Source organism: Phocaeicola sp. ICN-14070, assembly GCF_037892625.1.
In the GTDB taxonomy this organism is placed as follows: domain Bacteria; phylum Bacteroidota; class Bacteroidia; order Bacteroidales; family Bacteroidaceae; genus Phocaeicola; species Phocaeicola plebeius.
This window is the reverse complement of the sequence record NZ_JBBKBF010000080.1, coordinates 1-13,453: the sequence shown is the minus strand read 5'-3', so window position 1 is coordinate 13,453 and position 13,453 is coordinate 1. Positions and strand designations below refer to the sequence as shown.

Annotated in this window: 12 protein-coding genes; 4 read left to right on the top strand and 8 right to left on the bottom strand. The window is 42.1% G+C overall.

From position 1 onward, the window contains the following. Together mnmA and WKT20_RS16130 are read right to left on the bottom strand one after the other, a co-directional pair. The coding region (gene mnmA, locus WKT20_RS16135) for a tRNA 2-thiouridine(34) synthase MnmA (RefSeq protein ID WP_340417705.1) at window positions 1–1,100 on the bottom strand (1,100 nt) is incomplete at its 3' end. Between the two features lie 17 nt (window positions 1,101–1,117). Next, window positions 1,118–1,924 carry a 4Fe-4S binding protein gene (locus WKT20_RS16130; RefSeq protein WP_118441031.1) on the bottom strand — a complete coding sequence of 269 codons (807 nt, stop codon included), beginning with the start codon at window positions 1,922–1,924 and terminating at the stop codon, window positions 1,118–1,120. 119 nt (window positions 1,925–2,043) lie between these two features. On the opposite strand from WKT20_RS16130, the gene ruvB reads away from it, so the two are divergent. The 3 genes from ruvB to WKT20_RS16115 are packed head-to-tail and all read left to right on the top strand — an operon-like array spanning window position 2,044 to window position 5,980. Further along, a complete protein-coding gene (gene ruvB, locus WKT20_RS16125) occupies window positions 2,044–3,069 on the top strand; it encodes a Holliday junction branch migration DNA helicase RuvB (RefSeq protein WP_117670075.1) in 1,026 nt (341 codons plus the stop codon). 8 nt (window positions 3,070–3,077) lie between these two features. After that, entirely contained in the window at window positions 3,078–4,568 is a 1,491-nt protein-coding gene (locus tag WKT20_RS16120) for a lipopolysaccharide biosynthesis protein (RefSeq protein WP_302462752.1), read from the top strand. 53 nt (window positions 4,569–4,621) lie between these two features. Further along, window positions 4,622–5,980, top strand: a complete 1,359-nt coding sequence (locus WKT20_RS16115) for a TIGR00341 family protein (protein ID WP_340417704.1) — start codon at window positions 4,622–4,624, stop codon at window positions 5,978–5,980. A gap of 193 nt (window positions 5,981–6,173) precedes the next feature. On the opposite strand, the gene WKT20_RS16110 is transcribed toward WKT20_RS16115, so the two are convergent. The 5 genes from WKT20_RS16110 to WKT20_RS16090 form a co-directional block, all read right to left on the bottom strand. Beyond that, window positions 6,174–7,253: a pyridoxal-phosphate-dependent aminotransferase family protein gene (locus tag WKT20_RS16110; protein ID WP_118243172.1), complete on the bottom strand. Its 1,080-nt coding sequence runs from the start codon at window positions 7,251–7,253 to the stop codon at window positions 6,174–6,176. Between the two features lie 7 nt (window positions 7,254–7,260). Further along, window positions 7,261–8,601 (bottom strand): Gfo/Idh/MocA family oxidoreductase, encoded by a 1,341-nt coding sequence (locus WKT20_RS16105; protein ID WP_118164809.1) that lies wholly within the window; start codon window positions 8,599–8,601, stop codon window positions 7,261–7,263. 63 nt (window positions 8,602–8,664) lie between these two features. Further along, window positions 8,665–9,576, bottom strand: coding sequence for a LicD family protein (locus WKT20_RS16100; RefSeq protein WP_118243168.1), 912 nt, complete (start codon window positions 9,574–9,576; stop codon window positions 8,665–8,667). A 135-nt stretch (window positions 9,577–9,711) separates the two neighbouring features. Beyond that, window positions 9,712–10,617, bottom strand: a complete 906-nt coding sequence (locus tag WKT20_RS16095) for a capsular polysaccharide synthesis protein (protein WP_182416979.1) — start codon at window positions 10,615–10,617, stop codon at window positions 9,712–9,714. Window positions 10,618–10,669: 52 nt separating this feature from the next. Beyond that, window positions 10,670–11,596 (bottom strand): glycosyltransferase family 8 protein, encoded by a 927-nt coding sequence (locus WKT20_RS16090; RefSeq protein WP_117701028.1) that lies wholly within the window; start codon window positions 11,594–11,596, stop codon window positions 10,670–10,672. Between the two features lie 107 nt (window positions 11,597–11,703). Here WKT20_RS16090 and WKT20_RS16085 point away from each other — a divergent pair, with 107 nt between their 5' ends. After that, a complete protein-coding gene (locus WKT20_RS16085) occupies window positions 11,704–12,714 on the top strand; it encodes a glycosyl transferase family 90 (RefSeq protein WP_117701026.1) in 1,011 nt (336 codons plus the stop codon). A gap of 64 nt (window positions 12,715–12,778) precedes the next feature. Here the strand turns inward: WKT20_RS16085 and WKT20_RS16080 are convergent. Beyond that, window positions 12,779–13,453 (bottom strand): hypothetical protein (locus tag WKT20_RS16080; RefSeq protein ID WP_340417703.1); only part of this gene is annotated, 675 nt, incomplete at its 5' end.

Genomic DNA, 13,453 nt, shown 5'->3' with positions numbered 1-13,453 from the left:
GCTATTTTCTTAATTGCTTGTTGCGAGGCGATGAAACCGCCTCCGAGTACACGGTTCCCTTCGTAGAACACTGCCGACTGGCCGGGAGTGATAGCAGAAGCCTCTTGCTCAAACCGGACTAATAGTTGCCCGTTGTCCAGCAGAATTGCACGGCAGGGAATTGAGCGGCTGCGGTAGCGGATACGTACTGAAAGCTCCTTGCAGTTGAGTAACTCTTCCAGGCTGGCTACGTTATAGTCTTCCACTAACATGTAGTAAGTTTTGAGCTGGTCGGCATCTCCTAACATGACCGTATTCTTGACCGGATTGATTTTTAGCACATACGCCGGTTTACCCAAAGCAATCTCCAGGCCTTTTCGCTGGCCGATGGTGTAGTAGGCAAACCCCTTGTGCTGTCCCAGTTTCAGGCCTTTGTTGTCCACAAACCATCCCGGACCAATTCTCTCATCAATATCGGGACAATGCTCTTTCAGGAATTCCCTGTAATCTTTTTCGATGAAGCAGATTTCCATGCTTTCTCCTCCGCGTGCTTTGGCTTCAAAACCTTTGGATGCCAGGTAATCGCGTACACTGGCTTTGGTCATTCCTCCTAAGGGAAACATCATACGTTTCAGAATTTCTTGTGGAAGTTTCCACAGAAAGTACGATTGGTCCTTCAGCGGGTCGTCTCCGGTCAGGATGTAACGGTAACCGTTAAGGTCTTTCAGTTGGCAGTAATGCCCTGTAGCAATCCAGGCACAGTTACACTTGTCTGCCCATTCACACAGAATCCGTTCCTTAAATAAAGGGTTGCACATGACACAGGGGTTGGGAGTGCGTCCACGCATATATTCGTCGATGAAATACTGTACGATGACTTGCCGGAACTCCGTACGGACATCGGCCACGTGGTGTTCGATACCTAAACGTGCCGCCAGCTCCTGGGCTTCTATGACTTCATTGGGCTGGTCATTCCCGGGAGTGAAATGAGAGGCTACGTCCCAGGTACGCATCGTGACACCTACTACCTCATATCCTTGTTCCTGAAGCATGATGCAGGCAGCCGAACTGTCTATCCCGCCACTCATGCCAACCAGTACCCGTTTTTCTCTTTCTTTCATGTAAACAAGTTTTTATGTTAGAAGAATAATTCCGGCTGACGGCGGGCGCTGAACTTCTCGTGAAGGATGGCAGCAAACGGGGTACTGAACTCGCGGGCTTCGTTCGGGCAGCATTTCACGCAGGCGCAGCATTTGATGCACTTGTGAATATCTGTTTCAATGGAGCTCTGGTCTTCACTGAAATGGATGGCATGTGTGGGGCAGACTTCAATACATTCTCCACAAGCAAAACAACCGTCCGTGCAAGTCGGGCAGGCGGGGGCACCGGGTGTCAGTTGTTTGTAGGGGAAATTTCCTTTTATCGTTAATTCAGTGATAGGGTTTCCAGCCGCTTGCAACTTTTCCCATTTTTCCAGACTGCTTTTTCCAAACTCACGGGCCTGTTGTAAATCGTCTGTATCCGGACGTCCGGCAGCAATAGGAAGTTCCGGTGTACTAAAACTATGTTCCCCGATGAACGCACCTGCAGTGAGAGGTACAAAACCGAGTTGTACAGCGGTATCACGGAGTTCCAGTAAGGCATCCTCGTAATCACGGTTGCCATATGCCACGACAAGGATGGCAGGTGAGCCGTTGCCTTTGAGTCGTTGCAGGCGCTGGAGTGCTGTAGCGGCTACACGGCCGCCGTATACCGGAACGGCGATGACGCACAGTTCTCCGTTCATCTCGATAGGGGAGGTTTGTTCATCCAGCGTCAGGTCTGTTTCCATTCTTCTTCCCATGCCGATACCTTCTCCGATAGCTCGTGAAATCTTGGCCGAGGTCTGTGTGGGTGAGAAGAATATCAGACGGGTACCATTGAGTTGGGTTGTTGCTGATGTCATAAGCTTATTCTAATAGTTTTTGTAGTAGACAAAAATACAATATATAAACGAAAATCGGGATTCTTCATCGGGGATTCTTCTTTTATTCGTACTTTTGTGGTCATACTTTTAAAGAATTTATGGAAGAACAATTTGACATACGCGATTATAAACCAACCGGAAAAGAGCGTGATTTTGAGAATGCGCTTCGCCCGCTTCAATTCGAAGATTTCAGCGGACAAGATAAGGTGGTGGATAACCTGCGCATCTTTGTAAAAGCGGCGAGACTTCGTGCAGAAGCGCTTGACCATGTCTTGTTGCATGGCCCTCCCGGATTAGGAAAGACCACACTGAGCAACATTATTGCCAATGAATTAGGGGTGGGATTTAAAGTGACTTCAGGACCGGTGCTCGACAAACCAGGTGATTTGGCCGGAGTACTGACCAGCTTGGAGCCGAACGATGTGCTGTTTATTGATGAGATTCACCGTCTGAGTCCGGTAGTGGAAGAATACCTCTATTCTGCCATGGAAGACTATCGCATCGACATCATGATTGACAAGGGACCTTCTGCCCGCAGCATACAGATTGACCTGAATCCGTTTACGTTGGTGGGAGCCACTACACGCAGTGGTTTGCTTACAGCCCCGCTTCGTGCCCGCTTCGGCATCAACCTGCACCTGGAGTATTATGATGATTCAGTACTTTCACGCATCATCCTTCGCTCCGCACGCATCTTGGATGTGCCGTGTGATGCAGATGCTGCAGGAGAGATAGCTTCCCGTAGCCGTGGTACCCCCCGTATAGCCAATGCCTTGTTGCGACGTGTGCGCGACTTTGCACAGGTAAAAGGCTCGGGAAGAATTGATTTGGAGATTGCCCGTTTTGCACTGGAGGCTCTGAACATTGACCAGTATGGTCTGGATGAGATAGACAACAAGATTCTGTGCACGATTATAGACAAGTTCAAGGGAGGCCCCGTGGGACTGACCACTATTGCTACAGCTTTGGGTGAAGACCCGGGCACGCTGGAAGAAGTGTACGAACCCTTCTTGATAAAAGAAGGCTTCCTGAAGCGTACCCCCAGAGGACGTGAGGTGACAGAGCTGGCATATAAACATTTAGGAAAAAGTAAATACAATAGCGAAAGAACGCTGTTTGATTGATAAACATTATGGCCGGAATAAAATCTTTGGCAAAGGATACTGCCATTTATGGACTGAGCAGTATCGTAGGACGTTTTTTGAATTATTTGTTGGTTCCTCTCTACACGGCAGTACTTCCTGCTGCTTCTGGAGGATATGGGGTAGTGTCGAATGTATATGCCTATACAGCACTGATTTTAGTGTTGCTGACCTTTGGTATGGAAACGGGATTTTTCCGTTTTGCCAATAAGTCGGACGAGGATGCGCAGAAGGTATATGCCAATTCACTGTTGTTTGTGGGAGGGCTCTCGCTGCTGTTTGTGGTGCTGTGTATGGCTTTTTTACATCCACTTTCAGCCTTGTTGGAGTATCCGGACCATCCCGACTATATTGCCATGATGGTGTGTGTGGTGGCCCTCGATTCCTTCCAATGTATACCTTTTGCCTACCTGCGTTATAAGAAGCGGCCTGTTAAGTTTGCGGCCATCAAGTTGCTGAACATCCTAGGAAACATCTTGTTGAATCTGTTCTTCCTGTTAGTTTGTCCGTGGCTCGATGTCTATGCGCACGAAACTGTCAGCTGGTTCTATAACCCCGATTATCTGGTGGGATATATTTTCGTGTCCAACCTGATTATGTCGGCTTTGCAGATGTTCTTCTTCATACCCGAGCTGCGCGGTGTGTCCTACCGCATGGACAAGGTACTGATGAAGCGCATGATCAACTATTCTTTTCCGATTCTGATATTCGGACTGGTTGGTATCCTCAATCAGACGGTCGACAAGATGATTTACCCCTATCTGTTCGATGACCGTTCGGAAGGACTGGTACAATTGGGTATTTACAGTGCCACCAGTAAGGTTGCTTTAGTCATGGCTATGTTTACCCAGGCTTTCCGTTATGCATACGAGCCTTTTGTCTTCGGTAAAAATAAGGATGCCGACAGCAAGAAGATGTATTCTTCTGCCATGAAGTACTTCTTTATCTTTTCTCTTTTAGCATTCTTGGCAGTGATGGGCTACATGGACATTCTGAAGTACATGGTAGCCTCCGACTACTGGGAAGGACTGAGCGTAGTAGCCATCGTGATGTTGGCCGAGATAATTAAAGGTATCTATTTCAACCTTTCTTTCTGGTATAAGCTGACGGATGAAACCTATTGGGGAGCTTACTTCTCTCTTATCGGATGTGCCGTGATTTTAGGTCTGAACATCTGGTTGGTACCTACTTATGGTTATGTAGCTTCGGCTTGGGCATCTGTAGCCGGATATGGCGTGATTACCCTGTTGTCTTATTTTATCGGACAGAAAAAATACCCTGTGGCTTATCCGTTGAAGCGGATGACTGCCTATCTGATTTTGGCGTTGGTGCTTTATGTTTTGTCACAAGAAACACCTATCGCCAACCTTTGGTTACGTTTAAGTTACCGCACCTTATTAATATTGGTTTTTGTAGCATTTATTATCAAAAAAGATTTACCTTTAAGGAGTCTTCCATTTGTCAACCGTTTCTTTAAATAAGAAATGTGGGGTGGGGCATATAGGCTGAATTGTAATTTATAAATCGGATAAGTATGGAACTAGGGAACAAGAGGAAATTCCTCCTTCGTAAATTCTTCAATGAGTATCTGGACTTGAACCGGAGCAAGGAAGATGAACAGCTGACGGTAGATGCCATCCGCAGTGGGGTAGAGTTTAAAGGGACCAATCTTTGGGTCTTGATTTTTGCTACCTTTATTGCTTCACTGGGACTGAATGTCAATTCTACGGCGGTAATCATCGGTGCCATGTTGATTTCTCCTTTGATGGGACCTATCATGGGAGTGGGACTTTCTATCGGACTGAATGATTTCGAGCTGATGAAGCGTTCACTGAAAAGTTACCTGGTAGCTACGCTGTTCAGTGTGACAACTGCCACGATTTATTTTTCTTTTACTCCCTTGGATGAAGTTCAGTCGGAATTGTTGGCGCGCACCTCGCCTACCATTTACGATGTGTTCATAGCCTTAGTGGGTGGTCTGGCTGGCATTGTGGCATTGGCCACGAAGGAAAAGGGAAATGTAATACCGGGTGTGGCCATTGCTACAGCCTTGATGCCGCCGTTGTGTACGGCTGGTTTCGGTATTGCCACGGGGAATCTGCTGTATTTTTTAGGTGCCTTCTATTTGTATTTCATTAACTCCGTTTTTATCAGTCTGGCCACTTACATCGGGGTGCGGGTGATGCACTTCCAGCGCAAGCAGTTTGTAGATAAAGCTCGTGAAAAGTTGGTAAAACGCTATATCATCTGGATAACCATCGGTACGATGTGTCCGGCAGTCTACCTTACTTATAATATCGTGCGGGAAACCTTCTACCAGTCTGCAGCCAATCATTTCATTGCAGAAGAACTGCAGTTCCCTGACTCTCAGATTTTAAGTCGGGAAATTTCCTATGACAAGCGTGAAATAAAGGTTGTGTTTGTCGGAAAGGAAGTCTCAAAAGATCAGATTGCGGCTGCCCAGCATCGTTTGGTGGATTATAATCTGGCAAAAACCAATTTGGTAGTATTTCAAGGAATGGGTGACGGCAGTGCGGTAGACATCAGCAACATTAAGTCGATGGTGATGGAAGATTTCTATCGGAACAGCGAAAAACGCTTGAAGGAGCAGGATGAGGAAATCAATACCCTGCATAAGCAGTTGGCTGACTTTTCCGGTTCAGATTGGATGAGTACCCAGTTAGGACAGGAATTAAAAGTCTTGTTCCCCGAAATCAAAACTCTTTCCGTTTCAAAGAGTCTTCGTTTGTCAGTTGACAGTTCCCGGATAGACACCTTGACATACGCCATTGTTGATTGTCAGCGGATGCCTGATTCGAAGAGTCGCGATAAAATCGTGAAATGGCTGAAGGCAAAGACGGGAGATGCTGATTTGCAGTTAATTATAGAGTGAATTTCCTGTGAGGTTAAGATGAGGAAACAACAACTTTAAGATTGCGGGAAAACGCAAGTACATTTTAACTAAAACGCCTAAGCGTTTGATTTAAAACTCTTAGGCGTTTCAGAGAAAACGCTTAAGCATTTTAGTTTGAACGTTTAGGCGTTTTTATTTTTAAAATTAGTGTTATTATTTGCTACAATTCTAGTTAGATAAATTTCTTTTCTCTTAAGTCTATAAATGCAGCTATTAGCTTGTCGTAATCTTCCTTTTGTAGATAGCCGATGTGTCCTACCCGGAAGATGGTGTCTTTCATACTGCCACCGTTCGGACATACCCACATCCCATATTCATCTTTAATTTTAAGGAAGATTTCATTGGCAGACTGGGTCGTAGGATGTAAAGGAGTAACAGCATTGCTAAGGCTTTCGCTTACAATTTCAAAAGGAAGGTTATGCTCTACTAACTTGTCACGAAAATATTTAGCTAAGCCGGCGCAACGTGCAATTTCAGCTTCTGCACCGCCATTGGCATCAATCTCTTTCAAGCGGACATTAATCTGGCGAAGAATACCTACAGCAGGAGTCCAAGGAGTTTGCCCTCTTTCCATATTTTTTAGAGCCAGTTTGAGGTCGAGATACTGGCAGCAGCATTTTGTTTTATTGATGCGTTCAAGGGCCGATGGAGCCAGTATCATAACTGCAATACCAGGGGCACAGGCCAAAGCTTTCTGACTGCCCGTAATCATCACTCCCGTACCGGTTGCTGCCATGTCGAATGGATCACAGAGGAAAGTTGATATAGTATCTACTATGAGAAAACAACCATTACGCTTGCAGAACTCTGACACAAGATTAATATCGTAGTGCACACCTGTAGAAGTCTCATGTTTTTGCATGAGGAAGGCTGTGTAACCCTTTCCTTCATATTCGGCTAGATGTTCAGCTTTTAAAGCTTTTCCATGTTCTAACTTTATTTCAGTAAAAGGTATTTCGTGTAAGGTAAGTAATTCTACGAAGCGTTCACCAAAACTTCCTCCATTGATAACTAGAGCTTTATCATCTTTAGTGAGACAATTCATAATCGCAGTTTCCATACCACCCGAGCCAGAGCAAGTCATAAATGCCACTTTGCTTTCGTCAGAAGCATGGGCAAATTTTTTAATGAGACGCTCGTTCTCTAGCATAGTTTTAGAGAATTCTGCGGTTCTAAAATAGGGTACTTGTTCCGCACCAATGGCACGTACGGCGTCACTGGATTGTACGGGACCTACTGTAAAGTTTATCATACTTGATTTATAATTTATATACGTTTTGATTGTTTATATACATTTCCTGTACCTGGGCCATCATAAGATTTTCTTCCTTTGACACTTTATTAAAATAGTAGCCCTCTGTTAAAATGGCAGCAATAAAATCTTTTATTTCGTAGCGTAGGCCTTCGTCAACATATGGATAGAAGTACTTCTTATTTTTATTTTGGTCTTCGTATCTAACTTCAAAGTAGTCGGTCTTCCACCATGGGGCCGGTACATATACATAGCCTTTAGTTCCTGCAATGGTCATAGAGCCTTCAGTCTTTACTCCGAGTCCAACCTGAAAGGATGCTACGGCATGGTCGTAACGAAATACGGCTTTAGTGAACATGTCTACATCATTTTTCATTTTTGAATAAAAGTGGATGTCGCGGAAATCTGTTCCCAGAAATTTAAAGATTGGTAGTAAAGGGAAGCAAGCATTTTCACTTATACTACCGCCTAGGAATTTGCTGTTCAGCTTTTCTGAATTTTCATCGGTTAAGGTAGTTACAGATGCATTTACTTCCACAATCTCGCCTATTACTCCAGATTTAAGTAATGAAAATAAATGACCAAAGGCCGGACAGTAGGCTGTTTTAAGAGCCACCTGAAGATGTAAACCTCTTTTCTCTGCAATGGTATAGAGCTCTTCTGCTTGTGTTCTACTGAATACAAATGGAGTCTCACATAAAACATGCTTTCCTGCTATTAGAGCTGATTTGGTATATTCGTAGTGAGTATAATGAGGCGAAGCAATGTATACAGCATCACAGTTTGCATATAATTCTTCAAGGTTATGAGCCATTACAGGAATCTGGAATTTGTGGCAGAATAAAATATTCTCATCTATATTGGGATTATATACAGCAGAAATAACCGCCCTGTTCACATTTTTTGATTCTGGAACAAAGCGGGATGCAATGCTTCCTGTGCCGATCATGCCGATATTGACAACGGTACGCTCCTTACGAAGTTGAGTAGATGAGATTCCTTGAGTTCGCGGAAGGTATACTACTTGGCAGAATTCACTTAGATAATCGAAATAGCCTTCCCAGTCTGAGCCAATTGCAAAGATATCTACACCGTATTTTTGAATGTCTTCAATTTTCTGTCCTCGGTATTCTTCTATCACTATTTGATCGGCAAGTCCTGTGGCTTTTACCGCTTCAATACGTTCCATCACATTGTTGCATGTGTTCATTTTACCTCTTTCAAGGTCGAAATTATCTGTGGTGACTCCCACTATAAGATAGTCCCCCAACTCCTTTGCGCGTTTAAGGAGGTTATAATGGCCTTGATGGAACAAGTCGTATGTTCCATAAGTAATTACTTTCTTCATTGCTCTTATGTTCACTTTGGTTTCTTGGTGGGCGTTTTAAGTAGTCTTCTGATTTAGGACTCTTTACTTCCCTAATGCTTTGAGTTTCCGGATCTTTTTTCGGATCTTATTTTTAATCTTTTGTGATAGGGTGGGTTTGTTTTTCTTTATATAATCTATATATGACATGTGAGCATCAATCAGAAGTGTTCCATGCGAATTAGGAGCCTGGATGGGAGTCATATAGTTTGGTCCGAATTCTTCACTTAGGATTTCATGATATTCAACCGGAATTGGAATCTGGAGATGCTCAAAAGGTCCCCAAAGTGTATCGGCATAACATTCTTTTCTGTGATAACTATTGGTACTATATGGAGTTAGTGATAAAGGGCCTACTTGAGCGCATTCTTCTAGTTTATATTGGCGGAACATATTTTCGAATCTATCATACAATTCAATGTCAGGTGTATGTAGAAATTGTCTCCAACGAAAAAAGCGTTCTATTTTTTTAATGGGATTATGAGGGTTATATTTGTATTTATTGCGTAAATAAGCAAATATATTTCTTGTTTCTTTAATAAGCTTTTCTTTCTTAGGATCACATGCAGGTACTGCGTCCATTACGAAGATGTCAATAAAAATACCTTGATGAAATGGTGCGTTCATATCATCAGGGCGTATAGCGGTTGTTCCGTCGTATCGGAGTTGTGCATGGCCTTTGAAATAATTTTTATCCGTATGGGCCTCTTGAAAAAAGAGAGGAGGTTGAAATGCTTTTGGGGCAATGGATACAAGTTTGTCATAATCTGGGCGGAGCATATCCATGTCAATATCATCATCCCAAGGAATAAATCCTTTATGACGTATTGCGCCTAATAACGTGCCGTATGCTGCAAAAATTTTGAGATTATGTTCGTTGCAAACTTTTAATAACTCTTGAAGTAATAATAATTGGATTTTTCGTGCTTCTAAAACTTCCGTACTAAGATTTATCATGGTGACTTCATTATACTTTGGCTTTGCAAAGATAATAATTAAATCAACATGCTTAAATACAATAGATTAATAAATTATACTCTTGATTTTTGGAGTGACTTTATCCTTTTCTGTTTGATCAGAAAAAGGGATTGATTATAAAGATGGAATACCCAAAAATTCTTCTAGAATATGTCCATAAAAAGTTTTCTTCCCTTCAGGAGTTACCTTTTGTAATGGAATCTTATAGGTTAATTTGTGGAAATCATAATTCTTACAGAAATTGTTCCATCCTTCTTCTGAGTATTCGTCATTTAGGCATTTCCCAAGAGGTCCCATAACTGTAATGGGGACTTGTTCTACCATTTGTCGTATGGCTGGTACATATTTGCGTGCAATAGCAAATGTATAGTCCAATAATAAATAATTGATAAGCTTGTTATGTATCTTCCAATAGCTGAGATGCAAATCTGCAATCATAGATGGGAGTGGGTTGTTTTTTCCACAGGCCACAAAAAAACTGACCCAGCCTCCACGTGATACGTTGTGGTAAATTGGTTTATGATGGCAGCTCCAGAACTTATCTCCTGGATGAATGAATTCGTCAACCTGTTTTGATGGAATTAATAAGGTACTATCCATCCAGATTCCTCCATGTTTGGTAAGGAGCATCATCCGGAGTATGTCAGAAAAGTGTGTAATATCAATATATCCTTCTTTCTGTTTATTGATAATGTATTCAGGCATGTCAATATAATTCCGGAAATTTTCTTCTGTAATTAAAATTACGGGATGATTACAGGCATGCTTCTGGATTGAATTATAGCAGGCTTTTACAATATCCGGCATATTTTCTTTTCCTTGCCACCAGCATACCCAGATAGGAGATGTTGCATCAATGTTTTCGCAAGAATCACACGTCTGATTCTTGTATTTTGAGATAATCTCTTTGCCTCCACTTTTAGCAATGAGGTGGTGGAGAATATATTGTTGCTTGAAGAAAGAAAAAAATCCTTCTATGCGTCTGAAAAAAAGTTTTGTTTTCGAGATTTGATAACCCATGACTGACAATAAATGAACACAAAATTGATTTGCAACTTTGAAATGTTTATTCTTAAATATCTTCGATATTAATATATTTGGCTTTTCTTAGGTGAATACGGAAAGGCAATAACCGGAAGAAGCGTTTAATTTGTTCTAAGGGGTTATTCAGTATGCGTTCACCTTTCCAGGGAGTCATGTCAAGATATTGGAAATAAATTTCCCTTAAAGGATGCTGACTGTCATACTCCCAGGGTTTTCGGTTGGTATAATGCAGTATGACAGGCTGCTTCAATACCTCAGAGAATTTCTTTTTCCAGGCTTCATCCATTTGTTTCGGACGGCGATAAAAAGCATCTTGTACATTCCATTTCAAGTCCACTAATATTTTATTCTTGTGCAGGATGCTGTTCAATAAATCCTGATCATTAAATAATATACGTTCAGGATACTTGTGGAAGTAATCTACACATGCATGAGCTACATCATTCTTACGCCAGTAATCGAGGTTGATCAAAAGTACGCCGGCATTGAAGTAAGAATCCTCCATGGGATATTTCAGTATTTCATAGCGGGCTGGTTCATTACATCCCATGTCTTCTACGGCGGCCACTCCTGTTTCATCGTCTAATGGAGTATTCCAGTATTCAGAAATATCCCCTACGATGACTATATCACAATCTAGATACAGCAGACGGTTGATGTCGGCAGGCAGCAGCTCAGACAGAATGCAGCGATAATAGGTAGCCATGGAAATACGTTTGCTGAACTTGCGGATGGTGAATCCTTCCAGCAACTTGATGTCCGGTTCGTAGAAACAAACCAGATTTCCGTATGAGGCCGCCAGGTCAATTAATATTTTCTTTTCTGCATCCGACAAGTCACGTGCTATAATATGTGCCGTGATTTGTTCTTTCCGATTGTTCTCAAATAAGGAAACAAGGGTTACCGCACAATGGCGTACGTAATTGCTGTCTATGTTGCAGGCTATGTGTATCATGCTTTGATAAAGAGTTTTACATTCCTTCTTGCAAAGATATAAGATATTCACATAAAAGCACTATCTTTGTCTGGAAACATTTTATTAATTGATAACTGTTTAGAGCTATGGCAGATAATATCCTATATAAGCTACGAAGCGGAAAGCCAATCAAGTTTCTTGACTTTATAAAAAATTTCTCTGGGTTGCTGATACCCGATGTCTGGTATCGCAGCCGGCGCGAGAGAATGTTGGCCGAAGCACGTCGTCGTCCAGATTATGCGTATATGCAGAAGCGCGTAGACTATTATATCCGTATTCATGCTCCTTGGACTATTTCTGCGGAAGATAAACTGACACGCGACCGAAGCTGGATTCATTATACTGGAGCCATTGGTGATTATCGCCGGAAAATGTTTCATACAGCTTATTATTTTGATCAGCATGATGTAACGCGTTGGTTTCCTCGTTCTTTACGGTGGAATTTTTGTCCCGGTGATGTATATTTCACTCCGGAAGTACCTACGGTAGTAAAAAGTCGCTTGTTAGCCGCTGATAACCAAAATTCTGTGGTGCTGAAGCTGGATAAGCTGCGTCATTTCATGTTTGTGCATGATATGAAATCTTTCCGGGAGAAAAAAAACTGTGTGATTTTCCGCGGTAAGATTCGTCAGAGTCGTTTGCGGACGTGTTTCCTGGAAAAATTCTTTGGTCACCCTTTATGTGATTGTGGAGTAGTAGGACGGAATGAGGGATGTCCGGAAGAGTGGATGACTTCTAAAAAAACGATACGGGAGCATCTGGATTATAAATTTATTATGGCGATTGAAGGAAATGATGTGGCTTCTAATCTAAAATGGGTGATGTCATCGAACTCTTTGGCGGTAATGCCTCGCCCCACTTGCGAAACATGGTTTATGGAAGGCACCTTGATTCCTGATTATCATTATATAGAGGTAAAGGATGATTTCTCTGACTTGGAAGAAAAACTGAATTATTATATTGCACATCCGGAAAAAGCGGAAGAAATCATAGCCCATGCCCATGAATATGTAGCTCAATTCCGCGATAAGAAACGAGAAGACTTGTTGCAGATGATGGTGATGGAACAGTATTTCAAGACGAGCGGACAATTATGATAATAAAGGCCTTTTATCAGAGCTCTTGATGATGGAGAATTCAGATAAGAGGCCTTTTTTGTGTTTATAAATCTGTTAAAATATCGTCTTTCAGTATTTTGGTAAATTTTATGGCTCCAATATCGGATGAAAGATGATTGCCATCGTAGAAATCTTCGTCATTGAACCGAGTGTCTCCAAAATATTCCAGACTATGTACATTTTCCCATTTATTGGTAACTTCTGTAATGGCGTTGTGAATTAAAGTTAGCTGCTCCTGATTCATCAGTTGGAAATAAGTGGGATGTACGGGGGGCATGACTAAATATAAAGTAATACCTTTAGATTTGCAGACTTGAGCGATTTGATGCATTCGGCTGATATTCTCATGATATAAATCCCCATTTGTATCTGCTAACATTGGTTTATGCTGATCTGCCACTAAATCAGGAATGTCTTCGAGCCAGTTATTATCTTTAAACTTAGAATCATAGCTATGGTCTACCCCAAGTGAATCGCAGCGCATTGTCGGTCTTCTTTGTATATAATATTTTGACCATTTGCGCATGCATAAAGAACCTAAACTCAATAATTCTATGTTATGAAGTTTATTATGATTCCTGCTGATTCCCATGTATATTTGATGGTTGACAATGCTACTTATATCTGTATTTTCATTGTCATCACTCCATAGAGAATGGAAGCAAATACCCCAAAAGACATTTTTTAGCTGTGGCATTTGTTGTATATATTTTTCTAG

Excerpts from the sequence above, each read along its gene's own strand:
- ruvB (WP_117670075.1), top strand. The coding sequence starts at position 2,044 with ATGGAAGAACAATTTGACATACGCGATTATAAACCAACCGGAAAAGAG.
- WKT20_RS16130 (WP_118441031.1), bottom strand. The coding sequence starts at position 1,924 with ATGACATCAGCAACAACCCAACTCAATGGTACCCGTCTGATATTCTTC.
- WKT20_RS16105 (WP_118164809.1), bottom strand. The coding sequence starts at position 8,601 with ATGAAGAAAGTAATTACTTATGGAACATACGACTTGTTCCATCAAGGC.
- WKT20_RS16095 (WP_182416979.1), bottom strand. The coding sequence starts at position 10,617 with ATGGGTTATCAAATCTCGAAAACAAAACTTTTTTTCAGACGCATAGAA.
- WKT20_RS16085 (WP_117701026.1), top strand. The coding sequence starts at position 11,704 with ATGGCAGATAATATCCTATATAAGCTACGAAGCGGAAAGCCAATCAAG.
- WKT20_RS16115 (WP_340417704.1), top strand. The coding sequence starts at position 4,622 with ATGGAACTAGGGAACAAGAGGAAATTCCTCCTTCGTAAATTCTTCAAT.
- WKT20_RS16120 (WP_302462752.1), top strand. The coding sequence starts at position 3,078 with ATGGCCGGAATAAAATCTTTGGCAAAGGATACTGCCATTTATGGACTG.
- WKT20_RS16100 (WP_118243168.1), bottom strand. The coding sequence starts at position 9,576 with ATGATAAATCTTAGTACGGAAGTTTTAGAAGCACGAAAAATCCAATTA.
- WKT20_RS16110 (WP_118243172.1), bottom strand. The coding sequence starts at position 7,253 with ATGATAAACTTTACAGTAGGTCCCGTACAATCCAGTGACGCCGTACGT.
- WKT20_RS16090 (WP_117701028.1), bottom strand. The coding sequence starts at position 11,596 with ATGATACACATAGCCTGCAACATAGACAGCAATTACGTACGCCATTGT.